Source organism: Arthrobacter sp. (genome assembly GCF_030540645.1).
Lineage (GTDB): Bacteria > Actinomycetota > Actinomycetes > Actinomycetales > Micrococcaceae > Specibacter.
In genome coordinates this window covers 2875-17910 of record NZ_JAUNVV010000025.1, presented here as the reverse complement: position 1 = coordinate 17910, position 15036 = coordinate 2875, and the positions used below count along the sequence as shown (strand labels likewise).

The window sequence follows — 15036 nt, the reverse complement described above, 5'->3', positions numbered from 1 at the left end:
GTGGGCATTGTGCGAGCGTTGGCGCTGAAACCACAGCTGCTGCTCTTTGACGAGCCGACATCGGCCCTTGACCCCGAGCTGGTGGACGACGTCTTGGCCGTCATCAAGGAACTGGCCGAGGAAGGCTGGACCATGGTCATCGTCACCCACGAGCTGGCCTTCGCACGTCAAACGGCAGACGAGGTAGTCTTCATGGACGACGGCGTGGTGGTGGAGCGCGGCCCGGCCAGCCAGGTTCTGCGCAACCCCAAGGAAGAGCGAACACAGGCGTTTGTGCGCCGGCTGCTGCACGAAATCTAGCCCCCTCCCTCGGGGGCAGGGGCACGTGCAGGGCAGCCGGACCCCTCGCGGACATCACAGCCTTGGCGTATGTTGGTACGACGTTGCTCCCAATGCCCGCCCTGACGGCATTCCGACCTAGCACCCAGGGAAGTCCATGACTGCTTCAGACACACAGCACCCCGTCGTTTTGCGCCGCATCCAGCTCAGCACCGCCGCCTGGCAGTTGTTGTGTGAAGCGACAAGCACCATCTTGGACCTCCCAGCGACTAATTCCGCCGGTCAGGCTGCCGCACCCGGGACGGAATTCCTGCAGCTGGGTTCAGCGCAGCCGGCCCCCTTGAGCGGGGATGCCGAGGCAGCGGCCTGGAGTGAACTGAAGGAGCTGGGCATGTCCCCGGCCGCCTGTGAGGTGGCGCTGCAGTGGATGGGCGCCGTCTCCATTTTGCTCACGGCCCCCATCACGGTGACGGCGCGCGCAACGTACAACGGTGTCAGCACCACCAGTGTGCTGGGGCTGCGTGCGGGCCGCGGGCTGGCGGTGCACCAGCGGCACATCTCTGAAGTCCACGGCCAGGACTCGGTTGTTGTGGGCAGCGAGGACAGCATGGAGGTGACGCTTTTTGACATGGACAACGTGTGGGGCGCCACGGCCCGGCTGCTGCCGCCCCTGGATGTTGTCCAAGCTGCGTCCCTGGCCGCGCCGCTTCCTGCCGGTGCGGCGACAAGCCCCGGGCTTTCCAGCTACGGGCCTGCCGAGGACGCCAACGTCGCACTCAGCGTCGTCACTGCCGCGGAAGGCCGGCCCAGCCGTGTCTGGGCAGGCAAATGGAGCGTCCGCGGCGGGCAGCTGTACTCGGTCCCCACGGACGGCGATGCCAGCCCAGCGCATGTGACGCCGGTGCCGTCCGGGCACATCGCCCATGAGCTGGTGGCCGCCGTCGTCGTCGCCCATGCCGCGCTGCCCGTTGCCGCGAACACCGCCGGGGGCCCGGCACGTGAGGGTGGCGGAAAATGAGGGTGCCGTTGGGTTGCCATTTACGGACTCTGCATCTCTGGTTAGCCCGAGCCCGTATTGAGCGTCCGTTTCACCGTTTGGGTGGCATCGCCGCTACGCACTACAGCCAGGGGGTATCTAGGCATGAGGCGCAGCGATCAGTTCTTCCGAAAGCTCAGCGTGCTGCCCGCCGTGGGATTGCTGGCCGTGCTCATCACAGCGTGCGGTGCCGGAGGTGCGACCACCTCCGGGGACCAGTTTGTGGCCAAGGCAACCGCCGCTGCAACGGCCAGCCTTGAAAGCGTCTTGGCGGATTCCCTGCGTGCCGTGTCCTCCGCCGCGGGGTCGCTGAACCCTGTGACAAGGGTCCGGTTTTAGGTGTTTGCCGAAGGCGACGAGGCCAACGGCATCCGCCCCGACGTGCTGGGCTTGTCGCAGTCCACCACAGTGGATGAGTTGCGCAGCTACGCGGCCGCCGGCTGAACGGCGGCGCCGCAATCAGCCCACGCGACCCGGATGCGTGTACACGTTCAATGTCTCCCCGCGGCTGAACCCCACCAGCGTCAACCCAGTGCTGCGGGCCAGCTCAACAGCCAGGGACGACGGCGCACTCACGGCCGCGAGCATCGGCACCCCTGCCATCGCAGCCTTTTGAACGAGTTCAAAGGACGCACGCCCCGACACCTGCAGGATGCTGCTGGAAAGTGGCAGCATCCGTTCCCGAAAAGCAGCCCCCAGCACTTTGTCCACGGCGTTGTGCCGGCCTACGTCCTCGCGCACGCTCAGCAGTTCCCCATCCGCAGAAAATAGTCCGGCAGCATGCACGCCGCCTGTTTTTTCAAACAGTTTCTGCTGCTCGCGCAAAGAGTCTGGCAGCCCTGCCAGCACCGTCGCGGCAATCAAAGGCTCATCCAAACCAGCCCTCATGGGAAAATGTGATGACTTATGTACTGCATCAATGGAGGCCGTGCCGCAGATCCCGCAGGCGCTGGAGGTGGTCACATGCCGCTGCGCAGCCGGCAGTGGCAGGGCAACATCGGGGCGCAGCTGGGCTTCCAGTACATTGAACGTTTGCTGGCCGTTTTCGTCCTCACCAGCGCAAAAGCGCAAGGAAATCAGTTGTTCCGGCTCATGGATGATGCCTTCCGAGAGCAGGAATCCGGCCACCAGGTCAAAATCATCGCCGGGCGTTCTCATGGTGACGCTAAAGGATTCATGGCCCAACCGGATTTCCAAGGGCTCTTCCACTGCCAGCGCTTCTTCGCGCAGCACACGGCGACCACCGGCCAGATCAATTCTGGTGGCCTTGACCCGATGGATCAGTCGTCCCATTGTCATCCTCCAAAAAAAAATATCGTCTAAGGTCTACAGTAGATGCTCAACGCCGAAGGGACCCATCATGGCTGGCAAAGCGCCACGCGAGAATATTGACGAAGCACGGCTCTCCGTAGGCAGCGTGAAGAAGACGGCCGTCGGTATCCCCGGCATATTGCACTCCATGGAAGCCGCACTGGATGAGATGGGCCCTGTCCGTGCGGCCCGGACCTTGCTGCGGATCAACCAAAAAGACGGTTTCGACTGCCCCGGTTGCGCATGGCCGGAAGGCGACAAGCGCCACGCGGCGGAGTTTTGTGAAAACGGGGCCAAAGCGGTCGCCGAGGAAGCCACGAAAAGGCGCGTGCCGCCGTCGTTCTTTGCCGAACACACGGTGGCCGAACTCCTCGAGTGGGACGATTTTCGGCTGGGCCAGCAAGGCAGGCTGACAGACCCAATGTTCCTGGCTGAAGGTGCCGAACACTACGTTCCGGTCTCTTGGGAGCGCGCGCTGGGGCTGCTCGCGGACGAGCTCAAGGCGCTGGGCCATCCCGACGAGTCGATCTTCTACACCTCGGGCCGCACGTCCAATGAAGCGGCGTTCCTGTACCAGCTGATGGTGCGCGGGCTGGGCACTAACAACCTGCCGGACTGCTCGAACATGTGCCACGAATCCAGCGGTTCAGCGCTGACGGAGACCATTGGCATCGGCAAGGGCTCGGTGTCGCTGGAGGACATGTACAAGGCCGAGCTGATCATCATCGCCGGCCAAAACCCCGGTACGAACCACCCGCGCATGCTCTCCGCGCTGGAAAAGGCGAAGCAGAACGGCGCCGTCATTGTGGCCGTGAACCCGCTGCCGGAAGCCGGCCTGATGCGCTTTGAGAACCCGCAGACGGTCAAGGGGCTGGTGGGCGGCGGCACAGCGCTGGCGGATGACTTCCTGCAAATTAAACTCGGCGGAGACCAGGCACTGTTCCAGGGCCTGGGCAAGTTCCTGCTCGAGGAACAACGTCGCCCCGGATCACTGCAGGCCGGGCGGGTGTTCGACACGGACTTCATCGAGGCGCACACCACGGGCCTGGGCGAATACCTGACCCAGCTCGAAACCGTCACGTGGGCGGAAATCGTCACGGCGACAGGGCTCAGCGAAGCCCAAATTCGTGCCACGGGCGAGCGGCTGCTGGCGTCCAAGGCCACCGTGGTCTGCTGGGCGATGGGCCTGACCCAGCACAAGCACTCCGTGGCCATGCTGCGCGATGTGGTCAACGTGCTGCTTTTGCAGGGCAACATTGGCAAACCCGGCGCCGGTGTGTGCCCCGTCCGCGGCCACTCCAACGTCCAGGGCGACCGGACCATGGGCATTTTCGAGCGCATGCCGGCCGAGTTCCACGATGCCCTGGACCGCGAATTCTCCTTCGCATCCCCGCGTCCGGACGGTTTTGACACAGTCGCGGCCATCGAGGCCATGCGGGATGGCAAGGCCTCAGTATTCATGGGCATGGGCGGGAACTTTGTTCGCGCAACTCCTGATTCCGATGTCACCGAAGCTGCGCTGAAAAAGCTGTCCCTGACAGTGCAGATCTCCACCAAGCTGAACAAGTCCCACCTTGTCACCGGCCGTCAGGCGCTGATCCTGCCCACCCTGGGCCGTACCGAGCGTGACACCCAGGCAGGCGGCGACCAGCGCGTCACCGTCGAGGACTCCATGAGCGCCGTGCACGCTTCACGCGGGAGGCTTGCACCGGCGTCGAGCAATCTGCTTTCCGAAGTAGCCATTGTGTGCCGGTTGGCCAAGCTCCTTTTTGAGACGGACGACGGCGCTACTCGCCCCGGTGCGCCCGTCGCCGACTGGTCCGCCATGGCCGCTGACTACAGCCTCATTCGGGCACACATTGCCGCCGTCGTTCCCGGCTTTGAGGACTTCGAGGCCAAGATCAACAAGCCCGGCGGCTTCATTCTGCCGCACGGTCCGCGCGATTCGCGTTCCTTCACCACAGAATCCGGACTGGCACACTTCACGGCCAATGAGCTGGAATATCCGCGCGTGCCCGAGGGCCGCCTGCTGTTGCAGACGCTGCGCTCCCACGACCAGTACAACACCACCATCTACGGCAAGGATGACCGCTACCGGGGCATCAAGAACGGCCGCCGCGTGGTTTTCGTGAATCAGAAGGACCTTGACTCCTTCGGCATTGCCGACGGAACCATGGTGGACCTAGTCTCCGAATGGAAGGACGGGGTTGACCGGCGCGCACCTGATTTCCGGGTCGTGGCGTACTCCACGCCCGTAGGCTGCGCAGCCGCGTACTACCCTGAAACGAACGTGCTGGTCCCGCTCGATTCCAAGGCGGACGTCAGCGGCACGCCCACCTCGAAATCCGTCGTCATCAGGCTGGAACCCGTCGCCTGACCCTTGGAACACGTGAACGCCTGCGCACCGTTAATTCGATACCGTGCGCCACTTCGGGAGTGGCGGCACATTCGTGCATAACGGTGCGCAGGCGCCATCGTGGGACATGAGCCGCGCCTGAGCACTGCATCGGCTACTTCCAGGGCAGGGGTATGGCTGTGAGCGTCTCCCCCATCTTGGCTCCGTGCGGCGGGACGACCATGAGCCCGTCGGCTGCAGCCAGTCCGCGCATCATGGCGGAGTCGGTGTTGGCGCACGGGGAGGCCAATCCGTACACGAGTCTGTAGGGCATGAGCCGGGTCGGGCCCTGGTAGTCCTTGATGGGCGAGCCGCATGCCACCTCCGTAGTGGCCGGTTCAGGCAGGCTGCCAAGTTTTGCCAGCAGCGGCGCGCCGAGGGTCAGCAATCCCACCATGGCAGCCAGCGGGTTTCCGGGCAGGCCCACAATAAAGCGACCGTCGGGCAGTTCCGCCAGCAGTGTGGGGTGCCCCGGACGCATGGCAATGTGCGGGACGTGGAAGGTTCCGCCCATTGCCGTGATGGCTTCGCGCAAGAAGTCAGCGGCGGAATGTCCCGTGGCACCTGTGGTGATGATGACGTCGGCGGGGTCGTCTTCGTCGTCAACGAGCGCATCGAGCATGGATGCCAGGTTATCCGCTGCCCGCTGCAGGCCGACGACGGCGCCACCGAGCATCGTGACAACGGCACCGAGTTGGGGAGAGAACGCGTCACGGACAAATCCCGGATCCGGGATTCCCGCCTGCACCACTTCATCTCCCGTCAGCACGATCTTCACGGCGGCCCTGCCCAAAACGGACAGTTCGTCCATGCCACCGAGCGCCGCCAAGGAAAGGTGTGCGGGGTTGAGGGTGGTGCCAGCCTTGATCAGCAGTTCGCCAGCCTCCGCCTCTTGGCCGGTGGGACGGATGTGCTGCCCGTTCTTTGGCTCTCCCGGTCGGGCGGCGTCACCCCGCACCAGCACCGGCAGGCCGTCGTCGTCGGTGGACAGTTCACCGGACTCGCTGCGCAGGACGGACTTGGCACCGCGCGGAATGAGTCCACCGGTGACGATGGGGACCGCTTGGCCGGCGGTAAGCCGGGCCCCCTTGTCGGCCAGGATCCACGGCGGGCTGCCCGCAACGGCCCAGCCGTCCATGGCCGAGGATGCATAGTGCGGCATGGCGTGCCGGGAGAACACGTCTTGCGCCAGAATTCGCCCAAGTGCGGAGGCCAGCGGAACCGTGTGGGCCGGCAGTGGTTCGGCCGCGCTCCAAGCCAGCGCCCTTGCTTCTTCCCATGTGTGCGGCAGAATGCGGGCTGGTTCCGCCGTCGCCTCTGCTACCTCTGCGCCTGCTGCTACTGCAGCGACCGGGCCGGGGCTGCTGTTGTCGGCGTGCTCCCCCATGGAAATGCTATTTCCCGGAAGTTGCGTCGGCGGCGCCAGCCTGTGCTGCGGCCGGAGCCGTAACGGGTGCTTCAGCCGCGGCGAGCTGCTTGGCCATGCCGAGGGCGGCCTTCATGGCCGTGGCTTCGTCCGCCTGGCCGGATCCAGCAGCAAGGCCGGCAGCCAGTCCGGCGATAAAAGTTGTCAATGGCGCGGCGGGGCGCACGATCGAATGTGCTGCAACTCCTGCCACGTTCAACACTGCGTGGACGTCCACGGTGATGTCGGCTATTTCAAAGGCCGCCAGCAGCTTGTTTGTCCATTCCTGCAAAAGCTCGTCGTGATTCTCCACTTACTGCCCTTCCGCCTCGGCAGGCCACGCGTCAATACCCTGAGCGCGGGCGTCCTGCCAAGTGTCGATGTCCGTGCTCAGCCCAACGGGGACTACGCATTCCTTGATGAACACACTAGCAAGCAAGGAGAAAACCGAGGCATCCTGCAGCTTGCCCGCCTGCCGTGCCGCATCCACCGCAGCGTTCAGCGCCGCAAGCGGATAGATCCCGGCGAGCGGCTGTTTCCGTCCGTTGTCCACGGCCATGATGCCGCTTCCCACCTCGCAATCAGCCAGCGCATCCACGAGCAGTGCGGCTATCTCCGAGGCGCGGGGCATGTCGCAAGCGAGCACAAGCACGGGCCCGGCATCCGTATCCGCGTCCAATGCAGGCAGGGCCTGTGCAGCCAGAGCGGCCAAACCCGCGGCGATCCCTGCTGCAGGACCCGAGTAGGGCGGATCTTCCTGCACGAACATCACTTGACCATGGCTTCGGGCACCGCGGATCCAGTCCCGGGTCTTGTCCACAGGACCGACGACGGCGATTCGCGCTCCAGCGCGTACTCCCCCACCTGCTGTGGTTGGCTGGGTGAATCCTTGCCCAATTGCCGCCATTGCTCCGTCCACCGTCCGGGCTAGCAATGTTTGGCCCTCGAGCAGCAGCCCCGCTTTGGGCACTCCCCCCAGCCGCCGGGACATCCCACCGGCCAGAATCACGGCCATCACGGCAAGCCCCTCACAGTCCACATGCTGCAATATTATCCGCCCAAGCCGCACGCGCCAGACTTCCCTAATTAATGGGGCCATCCATGGGGCTGAAGTTGTAGCGTGCATTCACTGCATATTTGCAGGAACTGCACTTATGCTTATTTCGTGCCAATAAGTGACACAAGGCACATCCTGCATACCACTGGAGTCATGATGAGCATTCAACATCTTGGCGCAACGACATCCTCCGACTCGCTGCGCAACAGAAAACGCGCCGACACACGGCTGTCCATCCGGCGCGCTGCCATTGAACTCGGTCTTGAACACGGCTACGAACATGTCACAGTGGACATGATCTGCTCGGCCAGCAAAATCTCACCCCGGACCTTCTTCAACTACTTCGGCAGCAAAGAGGGTGTGTACGCGAGCCCCAACAGGGCCTTGCCCAGTGAACAACGGCGGCGTACGTTTGTGGAAAGCAATAATTCAGGAGTGTTTGACGACCTTTTCACCTTGATCGCGGATTCCCTTGTCGAGGTGGATTCCAACTTGGAGCTATTTCAGGCCAGGCGTCAGCTCATCCACGAAACAGCCGAACTGCTGCACAAGGAAAAGTCGCGCATCAGCGAGCTGGAAGAAACCTACGTGGGCTATGTGTTGGAACGGTATCGCTTCCAAGGACGCAACGAGGCCAAAACCGCTGACCTGGCCGATGAAGCACACTTGGTGGTTGCCCTGGTCTCAGGCGCCATGCGCTATGCCATGCAGAAGTGGGTGGCCGGCAACTTCTCCACCACACCCGAGGAACTGGTCCGGAACACCTCGACCCTTGTGCACCGCATTGCCAGCAACGAACACTGGCCGTAAACCGACGCCACCAGCCGTCACCGGCTGTACCCGCGGCTGAGCAACGCCGCCCTCACCCGACTGCGCCAGCACGCCGTCGTGCTTCCACTTTCATCAACCCCACCAAAGCCGCCTACACACATCCGGCCACGAGGAACTCTCAATGACTACACTGACCCAAACGGCGCATCCGCCCGTTACGAGTGATCGTCGCAGCATCCTGCTTGTTTTTGCCGGGCTCATGCTCACGATGCTGCTTGCATCCCTGGACCAGACTATTTTCAGTACGGCCCTGCCCACCATTGTTGGCGAGCTCAATGGCGTCGACGAAATGCTCTGGGTCATCACCATTTATATTCTGGCCTCGACCATCATGCTGCCGATTTACGGGAAGCTTGGCGACTTGATTGGCCGCAAGGGCTTGTTCATCGGCGCCATTTCGGTGTTTATCTTCGGCTCCATTGTGGGTGGATTTGCCCAGGACATGACGTGGCTGATCATTGGCCGTGGCGTTCAGGGCCTCGGTGGCGGTGGCTTGATGCTGCTGTCACAGGCGATTATTGCCGACGTCGTCCCGGCGCGTGAGCGTGGTCGGTACATGGGTGTGATGGGCGGGGTCTTTGCACTGTCATCCGTGGCCGGACCTTTGCTGGGCGGCTGGTTCACCGATGGGATCGGTTGGCGGTGGGGCTTGTGGATGAATATTCCGCTGGGCATCATGGCCATTATTTCCGCAGTGCTCTTCCTGCGTTTGCCCAAGCACCCGCGCAACAAGGCCCGCATTGACGTTGCTGGCATGGCGCTGCTGGGCATCACTTCGACTTTGCTGGTGCTGGTGAGCACGTGGGGCGGCACCAAATTCGACTGGAATTCCCCGCAGATCATTGGCATGGGTGCTGGTACCATCGCCGCTGCAGCCTTGTTTGTGTGGGTCGAGCACAGGGCCGACCACCCCATCATGTCGCTGCACCTGTTCAAGGACCGCAACTTCAACCTGACCACAGCAGCGGGGCTGATCACAGGCATCGCCATGTTCGGCACGCTCGCGTACCTGCCTACTTACCTGCAGATGGTCACCGGGGCCAATGCAACCCAAGCCGGGTTCCTCATGATCCCCATGATGGCTGGGCTGCTGGTCACTTCCATCGTGTCCGGACAGCTGGTCAGCAAGACCGGCCGTTACAAGTGGCTGCCCATCACCGGAATGTTCATCGTGGCGTTCGCACTGGTGCTGCTGTCCAGTATGACGGTGACTATGCCCGTATGGATCATTTGCGTATACCTGGCCATCATGGGTATTGGTTTGGGCACGAGCATGCAGATCCTGGTGTTGATTGTGCAAAACCAGTTCCCGAATTCCCAAGTCGGCATGGCCACTGCTTCCAATAACTACTTCCGCCAAATCGGTGCATCGCTGGGGTCGGCAGTTGTGGGCAGCCTGTTCGCCCACCGGCTGACGCAAATCCTGACCGAGCGCATGGCTGGCAGCGGAGGCGATGCAGGCCAGGGTGCAGGCAGCTTGAACTCGCTGACTCCTCAAATTGTGCGCAAGCTCCCTGATCAGGTGCGCTCCATTGTGATCGGCTCCTATAACGACGCGCTGGCACCCATTTTCGTCTATATGGTTCCGCTGCTGCTTCTGGCGGGCATCCTACTGCTGTTCATTAAGGAGATCCCCCTGGCCACCAGCATTGATCACGAGCCCGTGAAGATGGTGGACGCTGATCCTGCCGTTGTTGCTCCTCACCTTGAAAATGCCCAGGGCGCTCATGCCGGGGTCGCTGCGGTAGAAGGTGCTGATGCAAAGACTGTGCATGCGCAAGGCAGACATGCGGCAGCCAGGCACGTTGCCTCCACACGGCAGGAAGTCGGCAACGTCAGCAGCTGAAGCTGCCCGGTTCCGGCACTGTTTCGAGCCAGGCCATACTCCTTGAGCCAGGCAGTGCATGTTGGGTCTGGATGAGTCTGCCCACCACCGTCCATGGTGGTGGGCAGACTCATCTCAGCATTCGAGCAGTTGTTGACGACCTTGCCCGAAAACATTGCCAACTACTCCCTCTCCGATGCACGTGTGCAGGGCTGTACAATTCGGCCACTGGCAAGTACAAGCAGGTTAAATAAATGAACCCCGTCCGAAGACGGGGTTCATTGGCGTAAGACGTTCTTAGTGACCCATCGCAATGAAGACGGGGCCCGAGCCAACGTTGGCGGAGAAGATTGCGGTCGTGCCGCCATTCCATCCACCGTGCACGGCCTGGCCGTTGCCAATGTAAACAGCGATGTGAGCCATGCCCATGCCGCCGTCCGCGTAGTAAATGAGGTCACCGGGCTGGGCTTCAGCGGCCGAAACCGTGCGACCCAAGCTCAGGTAGCCTGCCGGCCAGTCGTGGAAGTTGATTCCAGCGGCAGCCAGTGAGTTGCTGGCAAGCGCCGTGCAGTCCTGGGCAACGCCGAGCTGGGACAGTGCCGCGCTGGCGATGGTGGCACCGATGCCGCTCTGAGTGACGGGCGGAGCAGCCTGCTGGGGAGCTGGCGTGTTGACGGTTACTTCTGCTGCGGGGGCCGCTGCTGCTACTGCAGGTGCTGCTGCAACGGGTGCCGCTGCAACTTCTGCTGCGGGCGCTGCAACAACTTCGTTGCTCTGGGCCGCTACAACTACCGGCTCTTCAACGACAGGAGCCGGGGCAGGGGTGGAGGTGATGCTGGGTGCGGCGAAGGAAATCTTCACCGTGGATGCTGCCGTGATCGCGGAAGCAAGTCCCGTGTTCAGGTTCAGCGTAGTTGCACCGTCAGAAGCGCGCTCCACGGTGGGAGTAGCTGCGTTTGCTGCGATGCCGGAAGTCAGTACAAGACCTGAGGCCGCAACGATAACGGCTGCTTGACGGCCAACCCCGCCAGCGTTTGAGCTAACGGCTTTCTTGAGGGTTGACATCGAAGTGGTCTTAGTAACCTGGGCGCGGTGGCGCCCAAGGGCAGTATTTGAAGCCAAGAAGGTTTCCTCTCCCAATGCCTGCGAGGTAAGCTGTCGGATTCGGATGGGAGTCACCCGGCCGCTCCACGTTTGGACACACAAAAGATCATGTGATCTTTTTTTGTGTTGAACGTTTCGCGGCTTCACCCCAAGGACTTCAGCTAAGTGCGAAGTCCGATTTTTGGTTCCCCCGCCCCTGCCAGACGAATTGATACGAACGGACCATGAACAGTGGCAGAGCTAGGCAATCTATTCATGGGCGCTTACTTTTATTGGAAGTAGACGCGGTTACGACGGTACAACAGTTTTTTTCTAATGTCACGTTCAGGTCACGGTCATGTGACTAAGTCGCAACTTAACTCGGCTTGTGAAGGAATTAAAGCCAGTCGATCGGATCGACGGTTGCGTCGTCCACGATCACTTCGAAGTGCAGGTGGCAGCCGGTGGAGGCGCCAGTGGTGCCGCTAACGCCCACCTGAGCGGCGCGAGCGACCGTCTGGCCGACCTTGACGCTGATCTCACTCATGTGGTTATAGGACGTTGAGAGGCCGTTGCCATGGTCCACGACCACGCGGTTGCCTCCACCGTAGCTGTGCCAGCCTGCGAACGTGACGACGCCGCCGGCAGCTGCAAGCACTTGGTTGCCACAGGCAATGGCAAAGTCCTGGCCCGTGTGCTGTTCACCCATTTGTCCGGTGAGCGGGTTGATGCGGCCGCCGAAGGGTGAGCTCATCTCCATCGTCTTCAATGGCGCAGAGAGGGTTCCCTTGGCTGCCTGCCGCGTGACATTGGCCGCCTTGACCTTCAGGGTTTCCTTGAGATGCCCGTCCGGGTTCAAATGACTGGCAACCTCGGGCGTAGCGAAAGTAATGGGAATCTCAGCCCCCGCCGATACAACGGTTTCCACGGAAGTAGCGGCCACGGGCTCCATGTTTGCGGTGTTTACACCCTGTGCGGTGGGCAGGGTGACTGCAAGGAGCAAGCCTGTTGCAGCCATCGCGACACCGACTTTTTGGCCTGCTCCGCTGGCGGCGCCGGTGCGCAAGCGTGCAGCCACCGAAATGGTTGATATGGAGTTTGCGCGCTCCATGGCCAAAGCTTCACGGCGACCGCCGGGAGCTGTCACAGTCGCGTGGGATGCCGGCGACGACGCACGACGGCGGCCTCGCAGTTTAACGTCTGACACAAATTGCCTCTCTGTAAAGCACCTGCGAAGTTAGCTGTCGGATTCGGATCTGAGAGTGTTTCTGTTCTCCGGCCCACGCTTTTGGCACACGAGTAGCCATGGAGCAGTCAGATGGACTGCGTCGAAAGCTGGTGTGGTTGCAAGCGAGGACTTCACCCCAAGGCAGACTTATTTGTCTGCCGAATGTGGTTCCTCCGTCCTTGCCTCAGTGATGAATGACCAGCCTGCGAAGGCAAGGTTCGGTGTCGCAGGATGGTAACGCTTTGATTACGGCGCCAGTTCGCTACTATACGGTAAAAATGGTAATCGTAACAATTTCGTTATCTGAATTGTCAATAACCGCCTGCCAAGGTTAGGGCGGATTCCGCAGGCATCCGGGACCTTGCCCTGTGTTTTAATTCACAGGAAAGAGGAATATTGTGAGCTAACTCATGGAAACGAAGATGTGGGAGGCTACTTCAGGGGGCAGCTCCAGCGCACCTTCTATACCGGGCACGCGAACCGAGATGTACTCCCCTACCCTTTCCAGGGAGATCCTGGCTCCCGGGCGCAACCCGCCCTCATCGAGCTGGGCCAGCAGTTCCGGCTCCACTTGAATGCGCTCGGACAGGCGATGAATGACCACTTCCTGCCCAGCTGAGTACGTTGTCATGGCATTGACAAGGGTTTGCAGCCCTGCGGAGAAGAGGGGAGCAACTTTGCCGCCCAGCTCTTCAAGCCCAGGAATCGGGTTGCCGTAGGGGGATTCCTCTGGTTTGCCCAACAGTTCAAACAGGCGTTGCTCGACGCGTTCGCTCATGACGTGTTCCCAGCGGCACGCTTCTTCATGCACATAGGCCCAGTCCAAGCCGATCACATCGGCGAGCAGCCGTTCAGCAAGGCGGTGCTTGCGCATGACGCGGGTGGCCTTGCTCCTGCCTTCCGGCGTCAGTTCAAGATGCCTGTCACCGGAAACTATGACAAGTCCGTCTCGTTCCATCCGTCCGATGGTTTGGGAGACGGTGGGGCCTGAGTGGTGCAAGCGCTCTGCGATGCGGGCCCGCAACGCCACAATGTTCTCTTCTTCCAGCTCCAAGATGGTGCGCAGGTACATTTCTGTCGTGTCAATCAGATCAGCCATGTCAGCAACCTCCGGTAATTGGGCAAGATTTTAGAGCAACCTCATTGCTGTCTACGTTATCCTGATCGCCGCGATACGAGGAAACAACTCCACTCTGCGGAACTCATTGCATGTCATGAGATTTCCTCCACCTGGCTCATTTTTCTCTTGAGGCCGGTTCTGCGGCAGAATTGACCACAGCCCTTGGGGCTAAACACCTTCCAACACATAATTTTTGGAGCAACTCGTGAGCGAACCCACGCCTCTCACCATCCCTGCCAACTTGCGCCCGGCCGACGGTCGTTTTGGCGCCGGCCCCTCCAAAGTTCGAGCCGAGCAGATCGCGGCGCTCTCCGAGGCGGGCTCCTCGCTCTTGGGTACCTCCCACCGCCAGGCTCCCGTGAAGAACCTCGTGGGTGAAGTGCGCAGCGGCCTCAAGGACTTCTTTGGCGCCCCTGATGACTACGAGGTAATTCTGGGCGTTGGCGGCTCCACGGCGTTCTGGGACATAGCGTCGTTTGGACTGGTTGAAAACAAGGCCCAGCACCTTTCCTTTGGTGAGTTCGGTTCGAAGTTTGCCTCCGCCACCAACAACGCCCCCTTCCTGGAGGCCTCCTCCATCCTCAAGGCCGAGCCGGGCACCCGTCCCGTGGCAGTGGCCGAGTCCGGCGTGGATGCCTACGCCTGGCCGCAGAACGAGACCTCCACCGGTGTTGCCGCCCCCGTCCAGCGTGTTGCTGGAGCAGACGACGGTGCACTGGTGCTGATCGATGCAACCTCAGCAGCTGGCGGCCTGGCCGTGGATGTGCGTGAGAGCGACGTTTACTACTTCGCCCCGCAGAAGAACTTTGCGTCCGACGGCGGACTGTGGCTTGGTCTGTTCTCTCCCGCCGCGCTGGAGCGGGCAGCCCGCATTGGTGCCTCCAACCGCTGGGTTCCGGACTTCCTGAACCTCACCACCGCCATTGACAACTCCTTGAAGAACCAGACGTACAACACCCCTGCGCTCTCCACTCTGGTCACGCTCAACAACCAGGTTCAGTGGCTCAACGCCAACGGCGGTCTTGATTTCGCCTCAGCACGCACAGCTGACTCGGCGGGGCGGCTGTACTCCTGGGCTGAAGCCTCCAAGGTGGCCACCCCGTTCGTGGTCAAGCCCGAGGACCGCTCAAACGTCATTGTCACGATCGACTTTGACGAGTCCGTTGACGCTGGCGCCATTGCCAAGGTCCTGCGTGCCAACGGCATCGTGGACACCGAGCCGTACCGCAAGCTCGGCCGCAACCAACTGCGCATCGCCACGTTCGTGGCCATCGAGCCGGACGACATCACCGCGCTGACCAAGTGCATCGACTACGTGATCGAAAACCTCTAAGCGCTAAAGACACGTATAAATGAGTAGGCCCCGCCGGGATCCGGCGGGGCCTACTCATTTATACGTGTCTTTAGCGCTGAGAGGTTGTCGATCACGGAGTCGATGCACTTGGTCAGCGCGGGGCTGTCGTCCG

13 protein-coding genes, 1 pseudogene and 2 riboswitches are annotated in these 15036 nt (G+C 61.7%); of the genes and pseudogenes, 7 read left to right on the top strand and 7 right to left on the bottom strand.

All coding sequences use genetic code 11. The features are described 5' to 3' along the window. The 3 genes and pseudogenes from glnQ to Q4P21_RS06845 all read left to right on the top strand — a co-directional run. Window positions 1-300, top strand: a pseudogene (glnQ, locus tag Q4P21_RS06855) (glutamine ABC transporter ATP-binding protein GlnQ); the annotation flags it as partial. Between the two features lie 136 nt (window positions 301-436). Further along, window positions 437-1297, top strand: coding sequence for a hypothetical protein (locus tag Q4P21_RS06850; RefSeq protein WP_303388049.1), 861 nt, complete (start codon window positions 437-439; stop codon window positions 1295-1297). A 123-nt stretch (window positions 1298-1420) separates the two neighbouring features. After that, window positions 1421-1654, top strand: coding sequence for a hypothetical protein (locus Q4P21_RS06845; protein ID WP_303388048.1), 234 nt, complete (start codon window positions 1421-1423; stop codon window positions 1652-1654). Window positions 1655-1774: 120 nt separating this feature from the next. Here Q4P21_RS06845 and fdhD read toward each other — a convergent pair whose 3' ends face one another. Then, window positions 1775-2608, bottom strand: coding sequence for a formate dehydrogenase accessory sulfurtransferase FdhD (fdhD, locus tag Q4P21_RS06840; protein ID WP_303388047.1), 834 nt, complete (start codon window positions 2606-2608; stop codon window positions 1775-1777). A 67-nt stretch (window positions 2609-2675) separates the two neighbouring features. On the opposite strand from fdhD, the gene Q4P21_RS06835 reads away from it, so the two are divergent. Then, window positions 2676-5003, top strand: a complete 2328-nt coding sequence (locus Q4P21_RS06835; protein WP_303388046.1) for an FdhF/YdeP family oxidoreductase — start codon at window positions 2676-2678, stop codon at window positions 5001-5003. Between the two features lie 133 nt (window positions 5004-5136). On the opposite strand, the gene Q4P21_RS06830 is transcribed toward Q4P21_RS06835, so the two are convergent. Genes Q4P21_RS06830 through Q4P21_RS06820 form a run of 3 tightly spaced genes read right to left on the bottom strand, consistent with a single transcriptional unit; the run spans window position 5137 to window position 7441 of the window. Next, entirely contained in the window at window positions 5137-6408 is a 1272-nt protein-coding gene (locus Q4P21_RS06830; protein WP_303388045.1) for a molybdopterin molybdotransferase MoeA, read from the bottom strand. Between the two features lie 7 nt (window positions 6409-6415). Beyond that, window positions 6416-6739 (bottom strand): DUF6457 domain-containing protein, encoded by a 324-nt coding sequence (locus Q4P21_RS06825; protein WP_303388044.1) that lies wholly within the window; start codon window positions 6737-6739, stop codon window positions 6416-6418. Next, a complete protein-coding gene (locus tag Q4P21_RS06820) occupies window positions 6740-7441 on the bottom strand; it encodes an NTP transferase domain-containing protein (RefSeq protein WP_303388069.1) in 702 nt (233 codons plus the stop codon). 195 nt (window positions 7442-7636) lie between these two features. Between Q4P21_RS06820 and Q4P21_RS06815 the strand changes: the two genes are divergently transcribed. Together Q4P21_RS06815 and Q4P21_RS06810 are read left to right on the top strand one after the other, a co-directional pair. Beyond that, window positions 7637-8293, top strand: a complete 657-nt coding sequence (locus tag Q4P21_RS06815) for a TetR/AcrR family transcriptional regulator (RefSeq protein ID WP_303388043.1) — start codon at window positions 7637-7639, stop codon at window positions 8291-8293. Window positions 8294-8435: 142 nt separating this feature from the next. Beyond that, entirely contained in the window at window positions 8436-10160 is a 1725-nt protein-coding gene (locus Q4P21_RS06810) for an MDR family MFS transporter (RefSeq protein WP_303388042.1), read from the top strand. Window positions 10161-10436: 276 nt separating this feature from the next. Here Q4P21_RS06810 and Q4P21_RS06805 read toward each other — a convergent pair whose 3' ends face one another. The 3 genes from Q4P21_RS06805 to Q4P21_RS06795 form a co-directional block, all read right to left on the bottom strand. Next, a complete protein-coding gene (locus Q4P21_RS06805; RefSeq protein ID WP_303388041.1) occupies window positions 10437-11204 on the bottom strand; it encodes an NlpC/P60 family protein in 768 nt (255 codons plus the stop codon). 61 nt (window positions 11205-11265) lie between these two features. Then, window positions 11266-11500, bottom strand: a riboswitch (cyclic di-AMP (ydaO/yuaA leader). Window positions 11501-11619: 119 nt separating this feature from the next. Continuing rightward, a complete protein-coding gene (locus Q4P21_RS06800) occupies window positions 11620-12333 on the bottom strand; it encodes a M23 family metallopeptidase (protein ID WP_303388040.1) in 714 nt (237 codons plus the stop codon). Between the two features lie 98 nt (window positions 12334-12431). Further along, window positions 12432-12684: riboswitch (cyclic di-AMP (ydaO/yuaA leader) on the bottom strand. A gap of 169 nt (window positions 12685-12853) precedes the next feature. After that, complete coding sequence (locus Q4P21_RS06795) at window positions 12854-13549, bottom strand: metal-dependent transcriptional regulator (protein WP_303388039.1); 696 nt, start codon at window positions 13547-13549, stop codon at window positions 12854-12856. Between the two features lie 226 nt (window positions 13550-13775). Between Q4P21_RS06795 and serC the strand changes: the two genes are divergently transcribed. After that, window positions 13776-14903, top strand: a complete 1128-nt coding sequence (serC, locus tag Q4P21_RS06790; RefSeq protein WP_303388038.1) for a phosphoserine transaminase — start codon at window positions 13776-13778, stop codon at window positions 14901-14903. Window positions 14904-15036: the final 133 nt, after the last annotated feature.

What these genes read in the sequence shown, in the direction of transcription:
- Q4P21_RS06850 (WP_303388049.1), top strand. Translation starts at nt 437, where the DNA reads ATGACTGCTTCAGACACACAGCACCCCGTCGTTTTGCGCCGCATCCAG.
- Q4P21_RS06845 (WP_303388048.1), top strand. Translation starts at nt 1,421, where the DNA reads ATGAGGCGCAGCGATCAGTTCTTCCGAAAGCTCAGCGTGCTGCCCGCC.
- fdhD (WP_303388047.1), bottom strand. Translation starts at nt 2,608, where the DNA reads ATGGGACGACTGATCCATCGGGTCAAGGCCACCAGAATTGATCTGGCC.
- Q4P21_RS06835 (WP_303388046.1), top strand. Translation starts at nt 2,676, where the DNA reads ATGGCTGGCAAAGCGCCACGCGAGAATATTGACGAAGCACGGCTCTCC.
- Q4P21_RS06830 (WP_303388045.1), bottom strand. Translation starts at nt 6,408, where the DNA reads ATGGGGGAGCACGCCGACAACAGCAGCCCCGGCCCGGTCGCTGCAGTA.
- Q4P21_RS06820 (WP_303388069.1), bottom strand. Translation starts at nt 7,441, where the DNA reads ATGGCCGTGATTCTGGCCGGTGGGATGTCCCGGCGGCTGGGGGGAGTG.
- Q4P21_RS06815 (WP_303388043.1), top strand. Translation starts at nt 7,637, where the DNA reads ATGATGAGCATTCAACATCTTGGCGCAACGACATCCTCCGACTCGCTG.
- Q4P21_RS06810 (WP_303388042.1), top strand. Translation starts at nt 8,436, where the DNA reads ATGACTACACTGACCCAAACGGCGCATCCGCCCGTTACGAGTGATCGT.
- Q4P21_RS06805 (WP_303388041.1), bottom strand. Translation starts at nt 11,204, where the DNA reads ATGTCAACCCTCAAGAAAGCCGTTAGCTCAAACGCTGGCGGGGTTGGC.
- Q4P21_RS06800 (WP_303388040.1), bottom strand. Translation starts at nt 12,333, where the DNA reads ATGGAGCGCGCAAACTCCATATCAACCATTTCGGTGGCTGCACGCTTG.
- Q4P21_RS06795 (WP_303388039.1), bottom strand. Translation starts at nt 13,549, where the DNA reads ATGGCTGATCTGATTGACACGACAGAAATGTACCTGCGCACCATCTTG.